Raw genomic sequence first — 25,205 nt, 5'->3', positions numbered from 1 at the left:
TTCTCTTGCGGCCCGATCCGCTTGAAATCGTTGCCGCACTACGCGATTGTCACTGCTTGGGGAAGATAGGTGGAATTCACACTACAAGGCTCTGCCTTTTTGAATTTGCGTTTCGGGAAAAGCGGCGATCTCGGCCAAGCGGCAATTGCGGCGGCGTTCGGCAACACGGGCGGCCATATCGTTTTCGGGCTAAACACCGGCTTGCTCGACAGTACTTTTGAGCTAGATTGCTTTGTGTTGTTGGGCGGGCGCGACACGAAAAAATCGCCCGATTGATCCCGATAGCCGGCTTTGGGGGCGGCAAGAAAAATACCAGCTAGATCAATAATCTATCTGGTATAAAGAACAATCGAGTAGGAATAGCGTAGTCTGTAGTGCTCCGGCGCAGTTTTTCGCAGACCGACATTTGACGGTTCTTTCAGAAACGCACTCTACATGGCCGGGCTGTCCGAAAGTCGATAAAACAAAAATCTTGCTGCCTTCGCAACATTGCTGGGCAAAGCAGGCAAACCCAAAAAGTCATCCTCTTCCTGTCATGCGATAGCTCGTCATCACGGCATCGCTCACGATCGCGCCGCTCCTTCGATATATTTGGTTTCGAAACCCGCGAATTTCGTCATGCTCGGTAGATCGAGCACCCGAACACGGCCTTGCCGGAATTCGAGAAGCTTACGCTCCCGAAGTTCGCGCAACATCCGATTGACATGAATCGGAGTAAGACCGAGGGCATCCGCGAGATCGTACTGGGTCAAGGGACACTCAAAGCTATTGCGGGTGACAGAGCCTATTAGTTCCAGACGCGCCCTCAATTCGAGGAACAGATGCGCCGTTCGCGCCAAGGCGCTCCTTCGGCCTACGTTGGTGAGATGTTGAGCCATGACCGCTCCATTGCGCCCAAGAGCCTCCACTATCAGCGAGAAAATATGGGGTGATTTCGTGGCAGCGAGGGTAAATGTTTTGGTTGAGGCTACCAACGCGCACAGTTCGGTTTGAGCAACAAACGTTTCAAGAGCGCAACCCGCGTAGGACCGAGACAGGACGATATCGCCTCTCAGCGTAAAATCCACAATCTGTCGCTGCCCCCCCTCAAGTTGATGGGAAATGCAACCCCAGCCCGACTCGACTATGAAAGCGCGATCGTTGTCTTCACCCTGACTGAAGATGACCGTCTCAGGTGGGTAGCGCTTCGGTGTGAACCCGAGCGTCTTTATGAGCGCCGCATCGTCGTCGTTGAGCCCGATGTACGATGGCCGATTTTCGTTTCCACGCAAAGAATGTGAAACAAACGACATTTACAACCCCGCCCAAGGTCTTCATTCCTAGTCCCCTCAGATCGAATGTACATTAAATTTGGTGTGATGAGTATCTGTTCTGCAGTTGCCGTCAGGATGGCGTAGCGATGCAAATTTTCAGCGAAAATGCAGACGCCTGCAGACCCAGCAAAGAGTTGAAATCGCGGCAGAAAACGTCGGTCAGGTTTTATTCCTTGTAAAATTTTCCCGCATCGACTCGACTATTTCGCTGGCGATGAAGCAGCTGCGGTTGTCCACTTGGCCGGCGGCATTCCGCAAGGTCGTTGATGCATCCTTGAGCAGGCCTCTTATTTGTCCCGCGGACAATAACTCCGATGCCTCGAGTTCAAGCAGCACGGATTCACTCACGTGCAGCGCAGCAAGCGCAACCGCTCGAGGCCTGGTGGCAAGCAGTTTCAGGAGATCGCTGCTAGGCCTGGTCCGGGACTTTTTTTTTGCCATGGGTACTTCTCAACTGTCCGTACAAGAAGGGCGTGTCGGCTCAAAATTACGTCGCTTCGAGGCCTTAATCGCAGCCCGAGATCGGAACAAGATTGGAGGGGGTCAATGACGCTTCTCTTTAGACGTGTCTTATGAACATGCTATCCCGGTTTGTGGCGACGACACAGAGGCGCAAGATACCGAATTAGCCGTAGCCGGCACTTCCACCTTGGGACATCACAATAACGTAGATCGTTCGGCTTAGCCGTAAGCTTTCTCCACGGCGGTTTTGCTCACATCCAAAGCTGGCAGGGGGAAAGGTTCGATTTGGCCTTCGGTCTTGTCCAAATACTGCATCAACGCCGTCACCAAGTGGTAGAAGATGCTCGCGGGAACCTCCGTCGCAACTGACCTTCCGCGCTCATCGATTCTGTCGATCCACAAGCCGAGCGGTGCAGGATCGATATGCCATCTGAAGAGGCGGGCGACACGCGCTTCGATCTCGGGTTTCAGGTCGGGCCCACCAATGCTGTCAAGCGCGACGGCTGCCTTGACGGCCTCGCATTGCGGCCAACTGCGGGAGAGCCGGTCGAGGGGCAATCCCTGCCGCGACACTGCCGCATAAGCCAGGCCCGTCGCCCGGTTCAATCCGCTGGCGACCGCGGACGAATAGAGTTTCCTTGCGTAGGGTGCCAAGTCCTTCTGCCCGCTCGCTCGCGCGAAATCGACAAGTAGCGAGGCCCATTCGAAATGGTGCCCCGGTTCGGTCCACTGTCCCTGGTCACCCGGCAACGGCAGCCAATCAACGTCGAAACGTTCCCCAAGAGTCCAGCTTTCCTGGTCGAAGAAGTGGCACCGGAAGAGATCGATGACGCGTGCCGCTCGACGCAGGTATGCACGGTCGCCGGTGACGCTATGCCAGGCAAGAAAGGATTCCAGCATGTGCATGTGCGGGTTCGAGAACCGCACCCCTTTCCAACCTGGGGTCTCGAGGAAGCCGTTCAGGCTGTCGTCCTCGAGATGGGCGTCGATGAAGTGGAATGTCTCTTGTGCAAGTCGCAGGGCATCCTGATGGCCGCATCGGTGAGCATGGGCAAGCGCCAGGAGCACGCAGGAATGGTCGTAAGCGTCCTCCGCCGGGTCCGCCACGCTGCCGTTTGCATTTAGGGTGCGCACCCAGCCGCCGCGGTCGGTCCGGCCATGTTCCGCGATGAAGTCGATGCCGTGTTCGATGAGCCTGTCGGCCGGTCCAGTCCAGCCGCGTTCCTTGGCCACCGCGAAGGCATAAATCTGGCGAGCCATTGTCCGTATGCGCTTGGGCTTGCCCAACGGCCTTGCATCGAAGCCAAGGGCTTCGTGAAAGCCACCGTATACATCGTCGACACCTGCAGTGGACCACAGCGGCAGGGTTTCCTCGAAAAGCCAGTGCTCGACGCGCTTGCGCCACGATCCGCTGACGATGACCCGGTCTTCCGATGCCGTGAACTTCGTCTCGAGGCGTCCGCTCTTCTCCAACTGTTCGACGACTTTCTTCACGTTCTGGCTGTGGCTGACGGGGGCTACGAATACCGCGTCAGGTGTCGCCACCACCGCCACATCCTTCATTCCAATGACGGTCAGCAGCCTGCCCTGACTTCTGAGGTAGGAGCTGCCGCAATCCATGGCGACGACGTCGCCCATTACGACATTGCCGTCGCGGTCTGTCGGGCTAGCTTCGAGCAGCGATTGCCAGGATCCTAGGTCGTTCCAGCGAAAGGAAGCCGTAACCATCGCAATATCGCGCGTATGCTCCATGACCGCATAGTCGATCGACGTGGAGGGGACGGCCGAGTAGAAGCCTTGGGGAAGATAGATACCCGAAACGTCGGCCCGTGCTGTCTTGTGGGCCCGTTCCGCAGTTTCCCAGATTTCCGGCTGGAAATCGAGAAATGCCCGTCGCATCGTGTCGGCACGAAACAGGAAAATACCCGCATTCCAGTAGAACCTTCCCGACGACACGTATTTGCTCGCCGTCTCGGCATTTGGCTTTTCGACGAAGCGCGAAACTGCGGCCACTCCATCATCATTTGCTGCAACCTCGATGTAGCCGTATCCAGTTTCGGGATGCGTTGGTTTGATGCCGAAGACGATAATGCTTCCTGAATCGGCGGCAGGAATGCCCGACTCGACGGTCTCCCAGAATTGCGCTTCGGTCGATATCTCATGGTCGGAGGGGACCACGAGCACAAAAGCATCGCTGCCATGTTCCGAGATCGTCTGCAGGGTGGCTATGGCGACCGCCGCGGCGGTATTGCGGCCGACGGGCTCGAAGATTGGTCTGCCGCCGTTCAGGCCGAGCGAAGCAATGTCTGAGATAACGCGATCAGCATGTCGTTCGGAAGCTACCAGATAGATCGGCGTCTGATTGTCCGGCCGAGCCTTGAGGCGTCGGACAGTCTTCGCAAGCATCGAGCCGTCGCCCGAAAGGTCGTGGAATTGCTTGGGATTGTCTTCGCGCGAGAGCGGCCACAGCCGTGAGCCCACGCCCCCACTCATGACAAAACTTACTAACTTGTATGCCATGCTCCAGCCCCTTCTCGCAATACCTGGTTATAAGCTCCGACCACTGGATTTCGGCGCAGCAGCTGGGTGAGCGCGGTCATCAGGCCATGTTTCTCTCTTCTGAGAGTGGACCCCGCAACCACCAGCAAGCGTACTCCAGCGAGCCGGTGGCCTTTATGAGAGCACTGGTTTCGAAGGCGAATGTATTCGGCCTGACTTTGGCCGACTTTGTTCAGGGGCACGTCACGCTCTCCGAATTTGCGCTCCGAAACCAAGCAAGTCTTAGCACGCTGTCCGGCACTGGCCTCGTCATGAATTCGGGTAGCCCCGACGCTGAGGTACGCACCCCTCATCCAATAGGTGATGCCAGTCGACGGCCGAAAGGATGTCTCGTCCAGGCGAGGACGTTTTGTATTCTGGAACGCGCGTCCTATTCGGGCGCTGATGTCCAAGAATGGGCTGCAAGATGCCGTTCATTGCATTCAGGTTTTCATCCCGCGAAGCTGTCGATGAAAGGCGTTTCCGACGCCTGGCTCGGCTCCTTCAAGGCATTCAAGTGGAAATCGAGAGGGAATCGACGCAACTTCATCCATTCGGGACAGCGATGACGGACTGCGCGGCGTTCTCTCTCCAGGCGATGGAGAACGGCGAGAACCCCGAAAGCATGTCAGCGAAGATCGACATCCTCGCACGCAGCTTGATGTTCAACCGCAGACGGCAGGTCTCGCTGGAAGAGCAGCTGTCATTTCTCAATAGGACGCGAGCGGAACTGCAGCGCATTCTTCCTTCCCATAGGGCGTAGCCCCATACGCCGATTGGCGGCGTTTACCTTCCGTGCCGCCGAGGTAGTCTCAACAATCTGGGATCGCGGGGCCTCAGCTTTCAATGCAGAGATCGGTCGGACACCATGCACCGCCTGCGTCAGGATGGCGCGTGCGTTGGAATTTCCCGCGCGCCTGCAGGAGACGTTGAATGGACCGTATGTTACCCCACCAATGGCCTTCGACGACGAACCAGCAGGTTTCCGTCAGCCAGGAGTTTATCGGCCTCTCCGACATAACCGGATTTTTTAGGCGTTACATCGGAACGATCATCGCCTGCCTTGGCGCCGCACTTTTAGTAGCATGGTTCTACAATTCGACCACCGACCCGGCTTTCACTGCCAGCGCGCAGATCCTGATCGAGCCGAAATTGCCGCAACATCTGCAGGAGGGCGGAGAAGTAAATCTGTCGTTGGACACCGCTCAGGTGGAAAGCCAGATCGCAGTGATGCAATCGGAAAAGATCGCTGCGATGGTCCTCGACCAGTTGAAGCTCGTTGAAGACCCCAACTTCAACCGCCCACAGGCTCCGATCTTGCCGGAGCGATTCAGAAAGATGAAAACACTCCTGATTGACGCTTTCGGTGCCAAGCAAATGGCCCGGTTCACCTCGCTCTGGGAGTATTTCGGCTTAGGCTTGCCCGAACCCACTGCGCCGCTGACCGATTACCAAAAGTTCCGGCGCACAATGTTGACTTTCCGCAATGGCCTCGACGTCCGCAGGGTCGGCGTTTCATACGCTATAGATATATCCTTCACGTCGGTTGACCCCGAGGGCGCAGCTAATATTGCGAACGCCACAGCCAATGCTTTCGTGCGTGAGCAGATCGAAACCAAGGCCGACGCGGCAAAGGAAGGCGGCGCATGGCTCGAGAAGCGTCTTCAGCAGCTTCGTGCCGAGATGAACGCGGCCATGGCTAAGGCTCAGGAATTCCGTTCTCGGCACGACTACAGCGTCGGCAACGAGGTCAAAAAGGAAGACGGGGATTCCATGGACGGGGTCAACGCTGTGCCGACACTTGAAGAACTTGAGGTGACCGCCGAAACCTATCAGAAGATGTATGAAAGCTTCCTCCAGGCCTACACCAATTCGGTAAGCCAGCAATCCTATCCGGTGGCTGACGCCAGGGTGATCACGGCCGCGACAGCGCCGCTCTATCCGAGCGCTCCAAAGCCGAAACTCATGCTCGCCTTCGCCGCGATTGCCGGGATCATTCTCGGCATTGGGGTTGCGCTTGTAAGGCAGACGCTCGACTGGACCATCAGGTCGCCACGGCACATCAGGGACAACCTGGGTATCGAATGTGTCGGAGAGTTGCCATTGACGAACAAGCGAAGGGATTCGGGCTACGTCGACGAAGTAAAAAGACACCCCTACTCACGATACAGCCAGAGCCTCAGGAGAGCACGGACCGAAATCAGCCTTGCGGAAACTAACCATCAGGTCAAATTCCTTGGGTTGACCGCCATATCCGACAACAGCTCCAAGAGTTCCGTCGCCAGCAATCTCGCCACGCTTTACTCGATGTCCGGTCTGAAGACGTTGGTGATCGACGCCGATATTCGCCGATCGGCAACGACAATGCGACTGCTCGGCCGTGCGGTTGCCTACGACAAACAGTGCCAGGACCCAGCCCGACTCAACATCATCCGCGCTCCGGGCCGGCCGTTCGACATGCTTCCAAGTTCAGTGGTGGACGGCAGAAACCTGTTGGCGCCACGCAATATGGAGGCGTTCCTCGAGGAGGTCACCGCTTTTGATCTCGCCGACTTCGAACTTGCCGCCTACGACGTTGTCATCATCGATCTGCCGACACTGGCCTCGGGAGCCGACGAACTGATTGTCGGGTCCGTTCTGGATGGTGTCGTCATCGTTGCCGAATGGGGCAAGACACACGCAGAAACTCTGCGGGAACTTGTCAGGACGTTGCAGGCCAGCAGGACGCATGTGCTTGGTGTGCTTCTGGCGAATGCTCGGGCAATGACATCCAAACACCGCAAGGCATGAAAAAGGGGGTGACATGCGTCTCCTTGGAAAGTCGGCAATGCGTGGAGGATCATTCCTTGGGATTAGGGGTAGTGTCAGGGGTGTAGCGCTACGTCCTTTGCCTTTCTTGCCGACAGCCCCCGACATCGGAAAAGTGTCACTGTCGAACAGTTCGAAACAATAATCATCATGACAAACGCCTTCGAGAAGCAGTCACATCATACGCCCCCGATTTGGCGCCAGCCACCTGTACCGGTGGCGGTCGACAGCCGAACGGTCCTGCATGTTGTTTCTGCTTCCGACCATGACAGTGGCGGGGCGGTGTTGGCAGACCTGTCGCCCGCCATCAGGGCAGGCTCGACGAATCCTCCCGTAGGAGGTCTTCTGAAGCGAATCCTGGATTTGATCATAGCGACCACGGCGCTCGTGATGGCCGCGCCAGTAATGATCATCGTTGCGCTGCTAATCAAGATGACAGCAGGAGGCCCTGCGGTGTTCTCGCACAGCCGGGTCGGCTTCGGCGGAAAGCCGTTCAATTGCTATAAGTTCCGCTCGATGGTCGCCAATTCGGAGGACGTTCTGAAAGCCTATCTCGAGGTCAATCCGCATATCAGAACGGAGTGGGAGGAGACCCACAAGATCAGGAACGACCCCCGCGTCACATTCCTCGGGCGCATGCTCCGAAAATCGAGCCTCGATGAGCTACCCCAACTCTACAACATCATTCGCGGCGACATGAGTTGTGTAGGGCCAAGGCCCATCGTCAAGGAAGAACTTTTGCGTTACGGCGACCACGTAGGGGAATACCTTCGCACGAGGCCAGGACTGACCGGTCTCTGGCAGGTGAGCGGAAGAAGCAGCATGGACTATGCCAACCGCGTCGCGCTGGACAGCCAGTATGTTCGGAACTGGTCGGTCTGGTTCGACATCGCGATCCTGTTCAGGACTGTCTTCGCGGTGATGCGCTTCGACAGAGCCTCCTGAAGACCTGATGTGTCACCCTGCGTTTCGCTTCCAGCGGACGGACAAGGACAGGCCGACGATATACGCACAAGCCAATATGAACGCCAGGATCAGGAATTTGACGACGGTCACATGGCCCGGCAATCCAATGCCATTCCAGGCAAAGCTTCCAACCACAAGCAGGGCGGTCGCCGCGATAAGGGCGGGAGCCTTGAACCGCAGCCCGATCAGAACGCCTGCAGCCGACACGGCGATTATAGTCATGAGCACCGACATCTCCAGTGGCACCCGCAGGATGGATCCTCACTGCGGCAGGAAGGCTCTGTCCGAGTCTGAGGACCCAGGGTGCTCACTGATATGCGGCCTCAAAGGGCAAGGCAAGTGCCCGAGGCGCTGCGTGGATGGTCCGCTTAACCCGTCGCGCTTTGCCTCGACGTTCCTGGTGTTCTTCGCCCTTCCTGGGGCCTTCGGTGGCGACGATTTTCAGCGCCCAAAGCCAATGCCGATCATGCGTCCGCGGTCGAGAGCCGGCGAGTACTTTGATTTTCGATGCGCGATCGATCGGCGAACTGGCTGAGCGTCCCGGAGCAATCCCGAAGTATACACCTGCTAATTGGTACCCTGAATTGGGATCGTTTCGGCCTGAAGGCTACCGCTTGCCGGCAGGGTAACCAAACCTACCTCCGGTGGCGGGATCTCGACCTTCACTGTATCGCCGGGTTCGACAGGCGTCGTCTCCTCGGCCGTGAGTTCCGTCGAACCACTATCTGTCGTCCTAACGATCTTAAAGATTGGCTTGGCGCTTTCGGCGCGTTGCCTGAGAGCGAGCAGGGCAGGGGCTGTTACCTCGGTTTCGTGGAGTAGCTGCACCGCGGTATCGGTTTTGCTGGTAACTTCATTGAGCTGCAGCTGGGTTTCCCGCAAACTTTCTGCGATTTCACTGGCGCGACGGTTGCTGAGGTCGAGAATCTCGATGTCGGTCTTGCTGATCTCCTGCCTCACCCGCAAGAGTGAGGTCTCGGCAGCCAACCTCTCTCCCTGCATCTGGGCGACTGTCCCCTCCAGAGAAAGTTCACGCGGCGCAACTGCCAGTCCCTTCTGGACAAGGGTCGAAACACCCTCCAACTCCTTCTGTATGAGTTCGATCTGTTTGTCGTGGAACGTCAGCTGCTGCCCGAGCGAGTCCAGTTCCTTTTCCAGGAATTCCTTGAGTTCGTGGAGCGAGCGGAGTTGTGTCGCCAGCGCGTCCTTGCGGATGGCAAAGATCTTGCGCTCCTGGTCCATCGCCAACGCGATTGTTTGGTTCGAAGCCCTATCCTTTAATTCCGCAGGGTAAGAGATATCATCGCTGCCGGCCAGTTCGGCTTCCAGGCGCGCCTTGCGGGCAAGAAGGCCGACATTGCTCAGCGCCAGTAGTCCCACGTCGCCCTGGCCCGAGATGACTTCCCGCCCGAGCCTCGATATGTCGTCCTGGCGAATCGGCAAGCCACCCGCGATCCCCACCGCCTGCAGCACGGTCAGTGCGGGCCGATAAGGAAACTCGCCGGGCTGCTTGACGTTGCCGACGATGTAAAACGGTCTGTACTGTACGATCTCGACAGCGACATCCGGCTGGCGGCCGAGACCCATGTTCTGCATCAAGCGGTCGCCAATCGCGCGGGCGAGATCGCCGGGAGCGGTGCCCTGCGCGCGTATCTGACCGACAAACGGAAGGAAGAGCGTGCCGTCGGCACCAACAACGAAAGCGTCGTTGAGAGCCGTCCATTCGAAAATCACATCACGTGATGCGCGCCATTCATAGACCTTGAGCCTGACCTTATCCTGAGGTCCGAGGAGGTACTCTCCGGCCACTGAAGACAAAGGGCATGCGACCGCAGCCGCGAGTGAGGCAGACGCCATCGTCAAAAGCCATTTGCGCATTGTCTTCCCCGTCGTCAGATTTTCAAGATGTACTCGGGTTCGATTCGTCCCATGGCGACGTGCAGGATCGCGCGCAGGTTGCCCCTGAGCCTGCCTCGTCGGTCGACATACGGCTCGGGCCACAAGCTCTTCGCCAGGTTAGCCGCGATATTCCTGAGCATGAGGGGAAGCGCGAAAGAGGCCGGCACGGAACCCTTCCTGACCAGATAAATGGCATTCGCGACCTGGGAGTAGCCGAACCGTTCTCCGCTGACGCGCCCCGTCTTGATGCCGAGATGGACTCCCGTGATCGATGTCACGCAGACCACGCGACCTTTGGATCTCATTTGGCTGGTGAAATCGATGTCTTCCTGCCAGCCATACAGGACAAGGCGCTCGTCGAAGCGCAAATCGCCCACAAGCGAGGAACGGAGGGACATATTGCATCCGTATGCACCGACATGGTCGACCACTGATGGTCCATCACTCCTTTTGTCCTCGGCTTCCCGCAGGGCGGCTTCGGCATCTTCCCAAGTGAGACCAGCATTGGTGGCCCCGTCCCTGACGACCCTGCCCATCACCACCGCCCATTTGTCATTTGCGATGAATGCTTCTTCGACCTGCTTGAGGTATTCGGACGATGGGACGAAATCGTCATCGAAGAACGTGATGATGTCGAAGCGCCCCAGGGAAGGGATTAGAGCCGTGTTCCGCTGGGCAGCCAGTCCCTTCGGGCCGAAAACGAGTGACACGGGGAAAGGACAGCTCTCCGGCAGTTCGACATGTGTGACGTCGGGCGCCGACAATATGACCTCGTTCGGAAGTCTCGTCTGGCCACCCAAGTACCGAAGCAGGCGCGCGACCTGTTCGCTGCGGCCAAGGGTCGGGATGATCACTGCGAGTTTCATGCCAGGTCCATGCTTTACTACCAGCCGACCCTAGAACGGCGGGCAGAGCAGGACAGCCTGTATAAAAGGGTAGTGAGAGGCCTGGTCTACCTCGGAACACAGGCTTTTGGAGTATTCGGGGAAAAGTCCCACAACCATAAGTATTAGGCCGGCCCGCGCCTGGAGCGATCTGTAACCGATCGGACAACTTGCAGGAGCCGTGACATGGAAAGAAGACTGCCGGAAATGGGGATTGCTGGCCTGCGGGCAAGGGGGGAACCATGCTCCACGAACGCTCTTCCGACCTGGCAATCGCAGCCAAGGTCAACGTGCCAATCGAGACGTTGCCGGTCGCGTCGGGGGTTGGTGTCGACAAATACGCAAGAATAGCGGTCGTTCACGACTGGTGCCCGAATTTCCGGGGAGGTGAGCGCGTTCTGGCGCAGATCTGCAAGCAATTTCCGAATTCCGAAGTCTTCACGCTTTTCGATTTCCTGCCGGCGGAGATCAAGGGGCAATATTTCCGCGACGTGGAATTCCACACGTCGGCGGCCAACCGGATCCCTATGGTGCGGAAATTCTACCGGTCTCTCTTCTTCTTTTGTCCCTTCCTGATCGAGCAGTTCGATGTGACGGGTTACGACGCGGTGATCTCGTCTTCGGCCGCGTTTTCGCGGGGTGTGATCACCAGGCCGGATCAACCGCATTTATGTTATGTGCACAGCCCCGTCCGCTATGCCTGGGATGAGCAGTTCTCCTATCTTCAGCAGGGAAAGCTGGGCTTTGGTCCGAAGGGAATGCTTTATCGGTATATGCTGCACCGGCTGAGGACGTGGGATACCAGGACCGCGCATGGTCCGGATCTGATGCTGGCGAATTCGAACTATGTCCGCTCACGTATCCAGCACATTTACGGGCGCGAGGCGCGCGTCGTCTTCCCGCCGGTTGCTCTCGCAGAACTGCCCTGTGTGGAGGACAAGGATGACTACTACGTCTCTGCATCCTTCCTGGCGCCGTATAAGCGCACCGACCTCGTCATCCGCGCCTTCAACGAGATGCCATCCCGGCGACTGGTCATCGTTGGCGAAGGGCAGCAATCAGCCAGCCTGCGGGCGCTTGCCGGCCCGAATGTCACCTTCTCGGGCTATCTGCCTCGGCAAGACTACGTGGACACCCTGGCACGGGCAAAGGCGATGGTCTTTGCGGGCTGCGAGGATTTTGGCATAGCGCTGGCGGAGGCGCAGGCCTGCGGAACGCCGCTGATCGCTTTCGGCCGCGGTGGGGCGGTCGACATTGTGCGCCGCCTTGGGTCATCACCCGAGCCGACAGGGGTGTTGTTCAAGGCTCAAACCGTCGATCACCTCAAGAATGCAGTCGATCAGTTCGAAGAAAACAGCCATGCCATCGCGCCGCGCGCCTGCGCCAGGAATGCGGGGCGCTTTTCCGAAGAAAACTTCGACCGCGCTATCCTCGAATCGCTCGGGGCGGTCCAGGCTCTTCACGAGATCATGTGAGTTCGCGAGCCCTGACGACCTTGGTTTCGGTATCGACGCCGTCTGCCTCGGCCATCGCCTCGAGGTAGCGCAAGGCTGTCGCCTTCCAACTATATGCCGAGGCTCTCGCCCGTCCCTTGGCTATCAACTGCAGCCGCAGCGCCTCAGAATTGCGAAGTTTCATGAAACGGTCGAACCACGCCTCCGGGTCGTCTGGAGGCGCAAACAGCGCAGCGTTTCCGCAGACTTCAGGAAGGCTGGCGCGGTCGGAAACCACGACCGGGCAGCCGACCGCCATCGCCTCGAGGGCGGGGAGGCCGAAGCCCTCTGTGAGGGAGGGGAAAGCCAGGCATAGCGAGTCCCCGAGGAGAGCAGCCAACTCGCTATCGGAAATACGGCCGAGCCAGTGGATGTTCTGAGCTTCGGCCCTGGTTGCCCCCGACCTGTAAATGTGCGCGTCCGACATGCCCACAATCGCGATCCTGAGCCCGGCTTCGGCAAGGCGTTCAGCCATGTTGAGGACGAGTCCCACATTCTTGTGGGGTGCGGCACTGCCGATCATGACGATGGTTGCCCGCGAGGCCGACAATCGCGTCTTGGCCGAGTGTTCAGGCGCCCATCGCAAGGCATGCTCATGACCGTTAGGAGCTATGAAAGCCCGCAGCTGGGGGATGACGCCGCGGCCGACCAGTTCGCCCAGCGAGAAATCGGAAACGGTCGAAATACGCCATGCTGTCTTGCCCAGGCATGGCAACAACGTTCTGTAGAAGCCCTTGAAAGCACGGGAATAGCTCTGCGGCGCATTCCAGACGTTCGCATCGTGGATGCAAACGATGTGCTTTCGGGAAAGCAGCGGTCCTGTGTTGCAGAGGCTGAGCAGTCCGCTTCCATCGAGCGACAGCGGGAGCTGCGTCTGTTCCCAGACATGGCCGCTCGTGCCACTCATCTCGCACTGTTCGACGAAAGCGAGTGGCATCTGATCGGATCCGGCTGGGCAGTGGAGTTTGACTTCGAGGCCGCGAACGAGAGGCCCCTGTTCAGCGATCAAGGCATCTAGCGATCGAACGACCTCGCGCGCATAGCGCTGGACGCCTGTTGTCGGCTGGGAAAGAAAACGCCCGTTGATTGTCCAACGCCGTGCCATGTCGGCCCCCTTTGAGGTGTTCAGTGTGGAGCCGCCAAGACGCGGGGTCACCATGGCCATCGGGTCGTCCGGCAAGCGGCAGTCATCCGGATAGGCGAGGCATGCCTACCTCAAACGTTTGAGGACCTGAGTGCTCCCGGCAATGCTACTCTCGCTAAGGGTGCCGAAAGCGCCGGGGAAGATGGACATGGGCAAGCTAGAGTTCAATGCGACGGAGTCGCCACCACCAGGACTGGCCAGACAGTTGAATGGTCACCGAGCCGAAACATCACGCGCGGGATCGTCTGCCCATGGCGCCGAAATCCCAATTGGATATTTCGCTCTCCCATGGGCGGACCATGAAACGCCGAGACGACGCTGGACGATAAACGGGGATTTCACGACGCTTCGGCCGACCGGAGTAGCCCGTTATGCCAGCGAGGTGACCCTGGCCCTCGACGCGCTCATTTCGGAAGGGCATCCGCTTGGCCGCGACCTCGAGATCGATCTCGTGGTGCCGCGTCCGCTCTCCGAAGCTTTCCGCCTCAATGCTATCCCTGTCCGTGTCGTTCCTGAATTCAACAGGCCGCGACTTCCCCAATTCTGGGTGCAAGCGCAGTTGCCCTGGCATGTGCCCGGAGGATTGCTGAGCTTCTGTAACCTCGCTCCTGTCGTCCTGAAGCACCAGATCGCGTGCATCCACGACATGCACACCAGGCTCATGCCGTCGAGCTACGCACGCGGGTTCCGGTGGGCGCACCGCCTGATCCTGCCGGCACTAGGCAGGCGGGCCGCCCGCATCACCACGGTCTCGCAACTGTCGCGCAGCCATCTGGTCGAGTTCGGGATCGCGCCGGAAGAGAACATCGTCGTCACCTACAACGGCAGCGACCATGCGAAGAGATGGGACGCAGCGAGGTCGTCGCTGGCCGTCGACCGCGGCAGGCCGTATGTCCTGTGCCTCGGAAGGCGGGATCAGGAATACAAGAACATGGGCCTGCTCGCCAGGTTGGCGCCACTCCTCGACGAGATGGGCCTCGACCTGTGGATGCCGGGCGATGTCGACGAGACCACGGTTCGGCGCTACGTCCCGGAAATGCCGGGCAACATCGTCCTCCTTGGCCGTATAGGGGATGACGACTTCAAGAAGGCGCTCGAAGGCGCCTTGTGCTTCCTGTTTCCGTCACGCATCGAGGGCTTCGGGCTGCCTGCCGTCGAGGCGATGGCTTCGGGCTGCCCGGTCGTGGCCTCAACATCGCCGTGTCTTCCTGAAGTCTGCGGGGATTCGGCTCTCTATGCCGATCCCGACGACGTCCAGTCGTGGGTCGAAGCTATCCGCCTGCTGATGCTCACCCCAGACCTGAGGCAGCGGTTGGTCACCAAGGGGCACGCGAGGGCGAGCAGTTATTCCTGGCGCTGGATCGCGTGGAAATACCTAGAACTCATGATTCAGGTCGACGCCGATTTCGGGGAGTTCGGCAGTTGATCGGCTGCCTTTCTGCGACAGGAAGCCCTATGAAGGGACCTTGCAGAATGCTCCACCCGCGGCTCCGAAGCCGGGGGCTTGCGTCTTCGCCGGTTGCTCAATCGAGCCCGACGGCGCAACAGAAACGGTCGAGCTGATCAAAGCTCATATGCCTCAAATTGAGTAGCAATCCGCCATTTGGGTCAGTTCTCCGGTCGACTCCCCTCGGGTAAACTCAAATCCTGGGGGAGACAGGCAATTGTATCGGCTACCTTGGGTGGGGCGATGGTCTTCTCAACGATCGGCACGGTCAGCTTTGCATCCAGGGTGAACGCGGAATACGATCCGGCCGCAGCCCGGACTGCTCAGGCAAAGAGGTTCTGGTACAACCCTCAGCTTTTGAGGCTGATATCTGCCTACGCCATCGCCTACATCCATATGGCCGGGGTGGTGAGCGCCGCCCACGTTGATCCGGCCGTCCTGTCCATTTTCCGTTTCGGAACGGATCTGTTCGTGGTTATGGCGGGTTTTCTTACCGCGCACGTGCTCGGCAACAATGGCAAGTCGGCTGGCACTTATTTGCGAACGAGGCTCATTCGAATCGTGCCCTTGTATTGGGGCTTCACGGTTCTCGCATTCCTTGTCGAAAACTACGCGATGAAAAGCCATCCGAAGCCATTGTCCGAGCTTTTCATGTCGCTCGCCTTCGTTCCCTACGGACCCTATCCAATCTTGTATCCCACTTGGACCTTGCTGGTAATTGTCGAATTCAGCCTGATAATAGCGGCTTTCCAACTCGTCAGCGTGAAATACGGCATCTTCTATTCCGCCACCTTCGCGGTCTTTCTTGCGGCCGCCGGTCATACATCGGGGATTGAGAATCCCATTTTTGTATTTTACACCAATCCCATCCTGATCGATTTCGCCCTCGGCATCATCATCTTCAAGCTTGCCAACTCCGGGCCGTTCCCTTTTAAACTGCCGTGGCATGGGGCCGTTGCCGTCGCAGCGGCAGCAGTCGCCTTCGGAGCCGTAGCCGCGGTCTTGCGTCCGTTCTTTTGGCCGGCTCTGCCCCGTGTCCTCGCGCTGGGCTTGCCGATGTCGCTCCTGTTGCTTGGGACTGTCGCTCTGGAACAGCTCGGCGTCTACAGCGACTCCAAGCTCGTGAACTTTCTCGCCAAATGCACCTATTCGATCTACTTAACCCACTGGTTCGTTGATGTCGTGTCCGAGAAGCTCGTTGCCGAAAGTGGAGGTTCGGCAAGGCTCGCCACGGTGCTGTTGTTCGTGGCGCCCGTTGCCGTCACCTGCGTTTCAGTATTGGTCTATCTTTATGGGGAGGTTCCGCTGACCCGATATCTCTCCGATCGCTTCCCCGGGCCAGAGCGGAAGCCTGCCTGAAGCTCGCTGCCCGCCTGCCGCGTCTGGCACGGAGCCCCCCGTTGATCGTGCGGCGGCTAGCCACATGCCCCCGCTCACCCCGGAAAGCAATCCGAGGTTCTCGCGGTCGCCATGGGTTTGGAACAGCCTACCCGGATGATGAAAGGCGTAGCGTCTACCTCCAACGTGCGAAGCGCGCAGCGAGGCCTTGCGTGCTACCTTTGAGGGAGCGAGGTGGGAGTGAAAATGATACAAAATAAATATAGTGGACAGGCTGTGCAAGAGATTGCGGTATGAAATACCGCGCTGCCTCGGCTCGGCCCCTCGTTGCTGTGGTGACTCCTGTATACAATGGAGGCGCCTATCTGGAAGCTGCAATGCATTCCGTTCAACAGCAAACCTACGACAGACTTATACATGTTGTTGTTGACAACTGTAGCGACGACAATACGTCGGGAGTCATTGATCGGTTTCGCTCCCAACGCGTCGAGTTGATCACCTCTCGCAACAACAACGTACTTCCAGTGCGGGAAAATTGGACCGAAGCTCTGTGCGCTGTTCCAGCCGAGACATCTTATGTGAAATTTCTCTGCGCTGATGACCTGATGCGTAGTGATTGTATCTCCCGCTTCGTAGAGGTCGCTGAATCCGACGAAAAGATTGGGGTCGTTCTTTGCGATGATATCTTCATAGACAAGGTGCACCGCGCGAATTTGCCCCCTGATCAGACCGTTTTTGATGGGATTGAGATTGTGGGCAAGATGCTAGACGAAAGCATCAATTGGTTACCCTATCACCATCTGTTTGTTCGCTTCCATGGGGGCACTCAAAGCGCGAAATTTTTTGACGATGCCCCACTTCATTTTGACTTTGCCGCGGTCGTGCGTAGCTCATTAGGTAGCAAGATCGCATATCTACATACCCCCTTTGTCTACACGCGCTGGCACTCGAATTCGCTTACCAGCCAGCAACTCGGTGCGAACCAATTAAGAACCTTGCTCGAGCGTTTTGACATTCTATGTAATTTCGGTGACCGATGCTGGGACGAGTCTACCTTTCGAAATAAGAAAGAATATATGCGCGCCAGAATGATACGATTGGCTATAAAATGGACAGTGATGGGCAGGTGGGACGCGGCGCAAGAGCTCTTGAGGGGTCTGAAAGAGCGGCAAGTCGCTCCGAATGCTGCGGATTGGGGTCGATCGATAGTTGACTGGATACCCCATGCGAAGTGGAAACGAGGGTGGCATCTTCCGACCGGCCCTAAAATTGATGAAGCCATGTTCAGATCGGAGGAGTTCTAGTCCAAATAGCCGAAAGTTAAAGGATATTGTACATTAATTCCTGTTCGTGTCGTTTTATACGGAAATATATGGCATCAAGATTCTGCCGAATTATCGCCTGATAATGATCTTTTCTTTTTAGTAATTCGGTGAGGTGTGTCTCTAACAGTTCGAGGTCAAGCTTTTCTACGGATTGACAGAATTCGCCAAGGCCAAAGTCGGTCATCACCGCATCGTTCTTTGACTCGTACCCAATGGAGATCGTCGGTCGAGCGAGTTTTAATGCGCATACGACGTTGTGAAAGCGTGTGGCGACTACGATGTCGGTGTCGTCGATTTGCCGCATGACGTCATGCAGAGAGTTGATTGGCTCCGTAATAAGCTGTTGGGCTTTTCGAGAGGGTGCGATGCCGTCAATTAGCTCATATCCGCTCGCCTTTGCAATTCGACCGATATCTTTCACTGCCCGCGCATCAACGGTTTCACCAGTAATAAGGCGAACTCTGCAGCCGCGAATAAGTAAAGAGGTGATAAAATGTCCCATTTTTTCAATGTACGCTTGATAGATAGTCGTATCCGAACCTGGATGTGCGCCTAATCGCCATCCGTTATAATTCATAAGCCCAACGCCAATAGTTATCAATTTTTCTTGAGTGGGGCGCTGTCTCGGCAACGGTGTTGGCAATTTGAATACGAGATCAGGGTAGATGTGGTCACTACTGGTATTGATGCCAAGAGATGTCAAGAAATCCTTGGAAACCTGGTCACGGAACGAACGGAAGTATGCCCAGGCCGCTGCAGATCTTAACATCCAGCGACTAACAGGATGAAGGATTGGACCTGCACCAGTTCCGACAAAGCAGAACTTCACCCCGCATAGCCTCGCGGCTGCAGCCCAACGGAACAGGCCGTAGGATGTTCCAAATGGACCAGAGCCGTAGTCGTTTAAGGTGGATGTTCCCGGCACGATCACGATGTCGAATTGCCGGACATGTTTGATTGCGCGGCGCCAGTTCGCCAGCCTTCCGATCATTCTCAAGCTGACTTTATTGCAGGACCTCAGGAAGGCATTAGAAAACTCAGGGGCGCTGATTGGTGTTGTTGCAATTTGATGCGCCTGTCCTATTGCAACTGGATCAACACAAACGCAGGAGATATCCGCATCGGGCCTCGCTTCCCGCAAAAAAAGTAAAAACGATTCTAGCGACGCGTCATTGCCGAAATTACCTCCGCCAAACATCCCGAAAAGGCATATTTTCTGCGGCCTTACGCGGCCGCTTGGCCAGTTGTCACCGAGGGTTCTTGGAGTTGATGAGGTGTGAGGCCTCGTGGCCAAGCTCTGCATTGCAAAGCCTCTTGGTTCCGAAGAAGTTTTTGACAAATGGATATTCCTTCGCGCTTTGCCTCATTCGCCCGGATGGAGCTTGGCCCACCGGGATACCGGGATGATCTTCATGATCTCGTCAAAAAGGGGATGTCGCGTGAGAATCAAGGCTGTGCCCCATCCCCCCAAAGCCAACAATCCAGCTACGAATGCCTGCCCGAACGAAAGGGCGAAGTCGAACCCTGACAAGGCGATCACGAGCAACGGAGCAGCCGCGCTCACCATGGCGACGACAGCGCTTCTCCATAGCGCTGCGGCGAGGTCCCTGTGTGTCAGTCCCAACCTGCGGCGAACGAAGCCCAGGGCAACGTATGCCTGGAAAGGAATAGTCACGAGCATACACCAGGCTGCCGCGTACATTCCGCCGAAGACGACGGCGGCGGAGAGGAGAATGCCGGAGAACGGAAAGACGATTAGGGCGCGGATGAACAGGTCGCGGATTCCCCCCATCGCAACCATTACGGGGTAATTGAGTTCGAAACTGAAGGAGAAAAGGAGAGCGACTGCAACGATTTGCACGAGCGGCGCAGCTTCGGTCCACTGGTGACCGAGCGCGATGTTCACGATGGGGTATGCCAGAACCGACAGCACGAGGAGGGCGGGCCAGTGGAGCGCGGTAACGAGGGAAAGGGCGGCCAGATAGGGCCGTTTCAAATCCCGGCCTTGTCTGACCTCGGCCGAGAAGGCGGGTAGTACGACCGCTATGGCACCGCCGATGACCAGTTTGTCGGGTATCTGGCCGATCCACAGCGTCCTGCTGAACAAGGCAGCTGCATTGGGCGAAGCGACGCGACCCAACAGGAGAAGCGGCAGGGCGTCAAAGATGCGGAAAAGTATGGCGATGGCGCCGTTGTATCCACCGAACGAGATCATTCCGCGCCAGTTTGCCAGGGACGGCTTGAACATCCAGAAATGGGGGCACAGGGCGAGGGCGAGCCCCGCGGCGATACCGCTGCCGATCAACCAGCCCCAGGCGAAGCTCATGTAGCTGAAGCCCGCCAATGCCAGCACCATCGTTGCCGCGGAATTTGTCACCGCTCCCATTATGTCGATGGCTGCTACTTTGCCGAAGGACATGTCTCTCCGCAGGAGAGCACTTATCAGGGTGGACGAGGCGTCGAGGAAGAGGCAGACCGAGACGACCCTGAAATAGCGAACGAGGTTCGGCTCGCCGTAGAACAAGGCCAGGAAAGGGGAAGCTATGACGAGAGCGGCAGCGACAGCCCCTGTGAGGATGAACGTCACCGTAAAGGCGCCGCTGATATCCTCGCGGCTGAGCTCCTTGCGCTGGATTAGGAAGCTCGAACTGGAGAATTCCCTTAGGGACAGGGCTATCGCCATGATGGCCATGCCGATCACCGACACCCCGATCTCCTCGGGTGTCAATATACGGGAGACCAAGGCTGCAGTGGCAAAATTCGTGATCATCAGGATGTAGCGTTCGCCCACGCTCATCAGCAGTGCGCGTTTTACCGAAAGCATGGGTGCCCTTTCCCGGCAGCGCGGCCGCCTGCGCTTGGATAGATAGTCCGACAAACCGGGGTGAAGGTCAGGACGTCTAATAGGTTAGGGAATGACCACCGACTAAAGCGGTAGCGGGGGCGGCGCCGAAATGGTCGGACCTGCTTCCTGATCAGCTGTGGATTGATCGGACTCGAATAAAATAAGGCCCAAAGAGCCTTAGCCCAATCCACCAGAGGTGGCATAGCATTGCTGAAAATGGCATTTAGGATGGCGCCCTCCTTCTCTACCGAGAAGCGAGATGAATCGGCAAAATCGCGACCTGTATGGACTTCAATACTTCGCGGGATCGCCGCTTTGGTGTCAAAGTTTACCACCTTCGACATGTCGAATGGATAGGAAGCTGGGCGGTTCAGTCCTGACTGGATGGCAATATCTGGCGCCGCAGGGTGGGTAGATCCGGGGAGCGGCCGAAAGGATCGGTCCGGCGTCGTCCCCCTCGACAACGCAATGATGCGTGCTTCCGGGGTTGGCAGGGCAGACGCCAACTAAAAATGACGTGATTTCCGATGGTAGGTAGCGACCTCCGAAAGGGGTAGCGCGAGCACTCCGCTCACCCCTATGGGCAGATTGCATCTAGCGACTGCTGTCCCGACTATCCAGCTTGAATTGAGGCCCGACAGGGAGGCGCGTCCATGTCCTTTCGTTTCACAGCCATCGCGGTATGCTTACTGGCAACAGTTGTGCCTGCTTCCGCCGCCGATCTGCTCTGGGGCGTCAACGGCCATCCGATAACTGCCTATCCGGGCATACCGTTTGAAAGGCAACTGGATTTCATCAAGGACCTGGGCCTGAAATCATACAGGGTCAACGTTACGGGCGAGGACAATACAGATGTGCTTGCCAACCTTGTCGATGCCGGAAAGGCGAGGGGGATCGAGATTCTGCCGGTCCTCACGCCGGTCGTGGACCTGGACAAGGAAAGCCCGGACGAGATCTTTGCTAAGACCCGAAAACTGGCGGTCACCCTTGGCACCAGGTTCAAGAACGATATCCGCGTTTGGGAACTCGGCAACGAGATGGAGACCTATGCCATCATCAAGCCGTGCGAGAAACGCGACGACGGCTCGCAATATCCGTGTGGATGGGGACCGGCAGGAGGAACGGGAACACTCGATTACTACGGTCCGCGCTGGGTGAAGGTGAGTGCCGTCCTCAAGGGCCTGTCCGAAGGCATCACAGAGGTCGATCCCGGCATTAGGAAGGCGATCGGCACCGCCGGATGGGGCCATACCGGCGCGTTCGCACGGATGAAGCAGGACGGGATCGCCTGGGACATCTCGGTCTGGCACATGTACGGCGAAGATCCGGAATGGGCTTTCCGTGAAATCGCGGGCTACGGCAAGCCGATCTGGGTCACCGAATTCAACAATCCCTACGGCAGCCAGCGCAGCGAACGGCAGCAGGCCGACGGCATGAAGCAGACAATGACACGGCTTCGCGAACTCAACGAGAAGTACAACGTCCAGGCCGCGCACATCTATGAACTGCTCGATGAGACCTATTGGGCCCCCGGCTTCGAAGCCAATATGGGATTGGTGCGGCTCACCGCCACCTCCGATGGCAAATGGAGGGTCGGCGAGCCGAAGCCCGCCTACAAGACGGTGCGTGACTTCACTCGCGGCCCGCAGCCGTTACCCAAGCCAAATCGGAAGTGCGATCCCGAGACCACAGCAGCGAACAAGCCGAAATATTTCAGGCAGGCAAGCTTCGCCTACTGCCTCGTGCTTGGTCACGAGGGTGACACCGCCACCTTGGATCGCTGGTCGGCAGCACTTGAAGGCGGCGACAGCAAATTCGCCGGCACGATCATGGAAATGATGCGCACTGATGATTTCGAAACCAGCTATGCCACGATCGGGTTGACGGACCGCGCCTATATCAATCTTATCTATCTGCTGCTTCTAGACCGTCCCGCGGACGGTTACGGGGTGGAAACCTATTCCCGGCTGCTGCGCGCGGGGACCATGACACGCGAGGATGTGGCCTTCGGCATCATCAGTTCAAGCGAATTCAATTCCAAATACGCTGCCATCCTTGACGTATCTGCGGTACCGGACCCCGGGTGAACCAGAGGAATGTCATGGCAGTGCGCATCGCCTCTGTTTTCATGGCCGGCGCCCTTCTCGCAGTGGTGACGACGGGGAGCCTGGCCTGCGAAAGTAACGGCGGAACGAAGTTTCCGCTGCGGATCGAAGCCGGAAAGAATTTTCCGACCGACAAGGAAGGCCGTCCTTTCTTCATGCAAGGCGACTCACCATGGTCGCTGATCGGCGACCTGACCGATGAAGACGCATACCTCTACCTTGAGGACCGCAAGGCTCGCGGCTTCAACACCGTGCTCATCAACCTTCTCGAACACCGGTTCTCCCAAAACGCGCCCGCAAACGCATACGGCGACAAGCCATTCGCCGACAACGGCAATTTCGTTGTTGCGAACGAGGCGTATTTTGCCCATGCCGACCGCGTTCTGCAGAAGGCATGCGACCTTGGTTTCCTGGTGCTGCTCGCTCCGGCATATCTTGGATATGGCGGTGGCCCTGACGGTTGGTATCAGGAAATGTCCGCGGCAGGGGTAACCAAGCTCAACGCCTACGGCCACTTCGTCGGACATCGCTACCGGCGCTTCGACAACATCATCTGGGTCAACGGCGGCGATTACAGTCCTGTGGACAAGGATCTGGTCAGGGCCGTCGCCAAGGGTATTATGGAAGAGGATCCCGACGCTCTCAGCACTGTCCACGGCTCTCCCGAAACGCCACCGCTGGAATTCTGGGATCACGACCCCTGGCTCAAGGTGAATAATGTCTACACATACGGCCCTGTCTATGCGGCAGCGCTCAGGCAGCACGATGTCGGCGGCGGCATGCCCTTCTTCCTTATGGAGAGCGCCTATGAGTTCGAAAATGGTGCCGACGAGTACCGGATCCGAATTCAGGCCTACCAGGCGATCTTCTCGGGTGCGTTCGGGCACCTTTACGGCAACAACCCGATATGGCATTTCGACGGGCCTGGCCTGTTTCGGCCGACTATGGGGTGGAAGGAGGCTCTCGACAGTCCCGGCGCGAAGAGCATGCAGGTGCTTTTCGCTTTCATCTCGTCAATAAAGTGGTGGCTGCTCGAACCCGATAGCAAGAACAGATTGCTGGTCGACGGCATGGGCAACGACATGGGTAGGGCGGTCGCCGCGATGGCCAGGGACGGCTCCTATGCCGTCGTCTATATGCCCAACAATGACCGCGTCACCATCGACCTTGCGCAGTTGTCGACGAATTCTATCCGTGCCCTCTGGCGCGATCCAACGAGCGGGGAAGTGACCGATGTCGTAGGTTCGCCCTTCAAGGCGGAGCGAACAGGGTTCAAGCCGCAAGAACTCAACAGTCGCGGATACAGGGACTGGATTCTGGAACTCATACCTCAAGACCCCGTGGCGCAAAGCCAATGAACGCGGCACTGCTTGCGGCAACGGAAGGCTAGGCGTGCGCGCCAACTGGTCCGAAAGGATTAGACAGCACCGCTCCAAAAGAAGTAGCCGGCGACTACGCTTCGTCCAACAGGGCATCCTGGTCGCCCATTGGCGTTCTCCTCCATTCCTTTGGGTCCAAGTAGCCTCTGCGTGATCAATATCCACTTGAGAAGAGGTGTACGATGAAAGTCATGGTAACCGGCCATCAAGGCTATATCGGCTCGGTGATGGTGCCGATGCTGCTCCGTGCAGGGCATTCGGTGACGGGCTATGACAGCGATCTGTACCGGCGCTGCACGTTTGCTTCGGGAGGAGAGCGGGCTTCCGTTCCCTCCATCCAAAAGGACGTCCGGGACGTGCGTGCGCACGACCTCGAAGGATTTGATGCCGTCATTCATCTGGCAGCCCTTTCCAACGATCCGCTTTCCAATCTCGATCCGGACATCACCTACGAGATCAACCATAAGGGAAGCGTCCGTTTCGCGACGGCGGCCAAGGAGGCCGGCGTGTCGCGCTTCCTTTTCGCGTCGTCGTGCAGCAACTACGGACAGGCTGGCGACGGGATGGTCGACGAAACAGGCAACCTGAACCCGGTTACGCCCTATGGCTGGTCCAAGGTGCTTTCGGAACGGGATATATCCGAACTGGCCGACAGAAGCTTCTCTCCCGTCTATTTTAGGCCCGCCACGGCCTATGGGCTGTCGCCCCGGCTCCGATTCGATATCGTGCTGAACAATCTCGTTGCCTGGGCCGTTACCAAGGGCGTCATCCTCCTGAAGTCCGATGGAACGCCGTGGCGGCCGATCGTCCACATCGAGGATATTTCCAGGGCGTTCATTGCCGGGCTGGAAGCGCCGCGCGAGACCGTCCACAACGAAGCCTTCAATGTGGGACGGACGGACCACAACTATAGGATTCGAGACATAGCCGAAATCGTTGCCGAGGTCGTGCCGGACTGCCGGCTTGAATTCGCGTCCGATGCCGGACCCGACAAACGCTCCTACCGCGTCAACTTCGACAAGATCGCGCTTGCCCTTCCTGCCTTCAAACCGCAATGGGATGCGCGCAAGGGTGCCGAGCAACTTTACCAAGCCTATCGGAAGTCGAATGTCACTCTTGAGGAATTCGAGGGCCCGCGCTTCCAGCGCATAGGTCACATCAGGCACCTTCTCGCGAGCGGACTTCTGGACGAGCGGATGCGGGTCGCCGAAGCCTCAAGAACACTGGAGGCTGTGGCGGGATAGCCGGGATGGAACACG

20 protein-coding genes are annotated in these 25,205 nt (G+C 57.7%); 11 read left to right on the top strand and 9 right to left on the bottom strand.

Going from position 1 to position 25,205, the window contains the following annotated elements; genetic code table 11:
• Positions 1 to 69 precede the first annotated feature (69 nt).
• Positions 70 to 276 carry a hypothetical protein gene (locus HGP13_RS30010; RefSeq protein ID WP_172232632.1) on the top strand — a complete coding sequence of 69 codons (207 nt, stop codon included), beginning with the start codon at positions 70 to 72 and terminating at the stop codon, positions 274 to 276.
• Between the two features lie 287 nt (positions 277 to 563).
• On the opposite strand, the gene HGP13_RS30005 is transcribed toward HGP13_RS30010, so the two are convergent.
• From HGP13_RS30005 to HGP13_RS29995, 3 genes are all read right to left on the bottom strand, one after another.
• Positions 564 to 1,292 carry a Crp/Fnr family transcriptional regulator gene (locus HGP13_RS30005; RefSeq protein ID WP_172232629.1) on the bottom strand — a complete coding sequence of 243 codons (729 nt, stop codon included), beginning with the start codon at positions 1,290 to 1,292 and terminating at the stop codon, positions 564 to 566.
• A 180-nt stretch (positions 1,293 to 1,472) separates the two neighbouring features.
• On the bottom strand, positions 1,473 to 1,754 hold the full coding sequence (locus HGP13_RS30000) for a hypothetical protein (protein ID WP_172232626.1): 282 nt from the start codon (positions 1,752 to 1,754) through the stop codon (positions 1,473 to 1,475).
• A gap of 240 nt (positions 1,755 to 1,994) precedes the next feature.
• The gene (locus HGP13_RS29995) at positions 1,995 to 4,295 is read right to left on the bottom strand and encodes a mannose-1-phosphate guanylyltransferase/mannose-6-phosphate isomerase (protein WP_172232623.1); all 2,301 of its coding nucleotides are present in this window, start codon (positions 4,293 to 4,295) and stop codon (positions 1,995 to 1,997) included.
• A 445-nt stretch (positions 4,296 to 4,740) separates the two neighbouring features.
• On the opposite strand from HGP13_RS29995, the gene HGP13_RS29990 reads away from it, so the two are divergent.
• The 3 genes from HGP13_RS29990 to HGP13_RS29980 all read left to right on the top strand — a co-directional run bounded on the left by HGP13_RS29990 (position 4,741) and on the right by HGP13_RS29980 (position 8,066).
• Positions 4,741 to 5,076 (top strand): hypothetical protein, encoded by a 336-nt coding sequence (locus HGP13_RS29990; protein ID WP_172232621.1) that lies wholly within the window; start codon positions 4,741 to 4,743, stop codon positions 5,074 to 5,076.
• 170 nt (positions 5,077 to 5,246) lie between these two features.
• Positions 5,247 to 7,103 (top strand): GNVR domain-containing protein, encoded by a 1,857-nt coding sequence (locus HGP13_RS29985; RefSeq protein ID WP_172232619.1) that lies wholly within the window; start codon positions 5,247 to 5,249, stop codon positions 7,101 to 7,103.
• 168 nt (positions 7,104 to 7,271) lie between these two features.
• Positions 7,272 to 8,066 (top strand): sugar transferase, encoded by a 795-nt coding sequence (locus tag HGP13_RS29980; RefSeq protein ID WP_172232617.1) that lies wholly within the window; start codon positions 7,272 to 7,274, stop codon positions 8,064 to 8,066.
• Positions 8,067 to 8,078: 12 nt separating this feature from the next.
• Here HGP13_RS29980 and HGP13_RS29975 read toward each other — a convergent pair whose 3' ends face one another.
• From HGP13_RS29975 to HGP13_RS29965, 3 genes are all read right to left on the bottom strand, one after another.
• Entirely contained in the window at positions 8,079 to 8,309 is a 231-nt protein-coding gene (locus tag HGP13_RS29975; RefSeq protein WP_172232615.1) for a hypothetical protein, read from the bottom strand.
• Positions 8,310 to 8,654: 345 nt separating this feature from the next.
• Positions 8,655 to 9,965: a polysaccharide biosynthesis/export family protein gene (locus HGP13_RS29970; protein ID WP_172232613.1), complete on the bottom strand. Its 1,311-nt coding sequence runs from the start codon at positions 9,963 to 9,965 to the stop codon at positions 8,655 to 8,657.
• Between the two features lie 14 nt (positions 9,966 to 9,979).
• Entirely contained in the window at positions 9,980 to 10,852 is an 873-nt protein-coding gene (locus tag HGP13_RS29965; RefSeq protein ID WP_172232611.1) for a glycosyltransferase, read from the bottom strand.
• Positions 10,853 to 11,112: 260 nt separating this feature from the next.
• On the opposite strand from HGP13_RS29965, the gene HGP13_RS29960 reads away from it, so the two are divergent.
• Positions 11,113 to 12,345: a glycosyltransferase gene (locus HGP13_RS29960; RefSeq protein WP_172232609.1), complete on the top strand. Its 1,233-nt coding sequence runs from the start codon at positions 11,113 to 11,115 to the stop codon at positions 12,343 to 12,345.
• On the opposite strand, the gene HGP13_RS29955 is transcribed toward HGP13_RS29960, so the two are convergent.
• Positions 12,338 to 13,528 (bottom strand): glycosyltransferase family 1 protein, encoded by a 1,191-nt coding sequence (locus tag HGP13_RS29955; protein WP_348647102.1) that lies wholly within the window; start codon positions 13,526 to 13,528, stop codon positions 12,338 to 12,340. The two genes, HGP13_RS29960 and HGP13_RS29955, sit on opposite strands and share 8 nt — an antisense overlap.
• 121 nt (positions 13,529 to 13,649) lie before the next feature.
• On the opposite strand from HGP13_RS29955, the gene HGP13_RS29950 reads away from it, so the two are divergent.
• The 3 genes from HGP13_RS29950 to HGP13_RS29940 all read left to right on the top strand — a co-directional run bounded on the left by HGP13_RS29950 (position 13,650) and on the right by HGP13_RS29940 (position 17,596).
• Entirely contained in the window at positions 13,650 to 14,933 is a 1,284-nt protein-coding gene (locus tag HGP13_RS29950) for a glycosyltransferase family 1 protein (RefSeq protein WP_246707160.1), read from the top strand.
• Between the two features lie 264 nt (positions 14,934 to 15,197).
• Positions 15,198 to 16,313: an acyltransferase family protein gene (locus HGP13_RS29945; RefSeq protein WP_172232607.1), complete on the top strand. Its 1,116-nt coding sequence runs from the start codon at positions 15,198 to 15,200 to the stop codon at positions 16,311 to 16,313.
• A 272-nt stretch (positions 16,314 to 16,585) separates the two neighbouring features.
• On the top strand, positions 16,586 to 17,596 hold the full coding sequence (locus HGP13_RS29940; RefSeq protein ID WP_172232605.1) for a glycosyltransferase family A protein: 1,011 nt from the start codon (positions 16,586 to 16,588) through the stop codon (positions 17,594 to 17,596).
• Between the two features lie 16 nt (positions 17,597 to 17,612).
• On the opposite strand, the gene HGP13_RS29935 is transcribed toward HGP13_RS29940, so the two are convergent.
• Positions 17,613 to 18,920: a polysaccharide pyruvyl transferase family protein gene (locus HGP13_RS29935; RefSeq protein ID WP_172232602.1), complete on the bottom strand. Its 1,308-nt coding sequence runs from the start codon at positions 18,918 to 18,920 to the stop codon at positions 17,613 to 17,615.
• Between the two features lie 60 nt (positions 18,921 to 18,980).
• Entirely contained in the window at positions 18,981 to 20,441 is a 1,461-nt protein-coding gene (locus HGP13_RS29930; protein WP_172232599.1) for an oligosaccharide flippase family protein, read from the bottom strand.
• Positions 20,442 to 21,115: 674 nt separating this feature from the next.
• Between HGP13_RS29930 and HGP13_RS29925 the strand changes: the two genes are divergently transcribed.
• From HGP13_RS29925 to HGP13_RS29915, 3 genes are all read left to right on the top strand, one after another.
• The gene (locus HGP13_RS29925; RefSeq protein WP_172232596.1) at positions 21,116 to 22,549 is read left to right on the top strand and encodes a DUF4214 domain-containing protein; all 1,434 of its coding nucleotides are present in this window, start codon (positions 21,116 to 21,118) and stop codon (positions 22,547 to 22,549) included.
• A 14-nt stretch (positions 22,550 to 22,563) separates the two neighbouring features.
• Entirely contained in the window at positions 22,564 to 23,925 is a 1,362-nt protein-coding gene (locus HGP13_RS29920; protein WP_172232593.1) for a DUF4038 domain-containing protein, read from the top strand.
• A 203-nt stretch (positions 23,926 to 24,128) separates the two neighbouring features.
• Entirely contained in the window at positions 24,129 to 25,190 is a 1,062-nt protein-coding gene (locus HGP13_RS29915) for an NAD(P)-dependent oxidoreductase (RefSeq protein ID WP_172232590.1), read from the top strand.
• Positions 25,191 to 25,205 lie beyond the last annotated feature (15 nt).

It is taken from the genome of Mesorhizobium sp. NZP2077 (assembly GCF_013170805.1).
GTDB lineage: Bacteria > Pseudomonadota > Alphaproteobacteria > Rhizobiales > Rhizobiaceae > Mesorhizobium.
The sequence above is the reverse complement of the archived record's forward strand: the minus strand, read 5'-3'. Positions and strand labels throughout refer to the sequence as shown.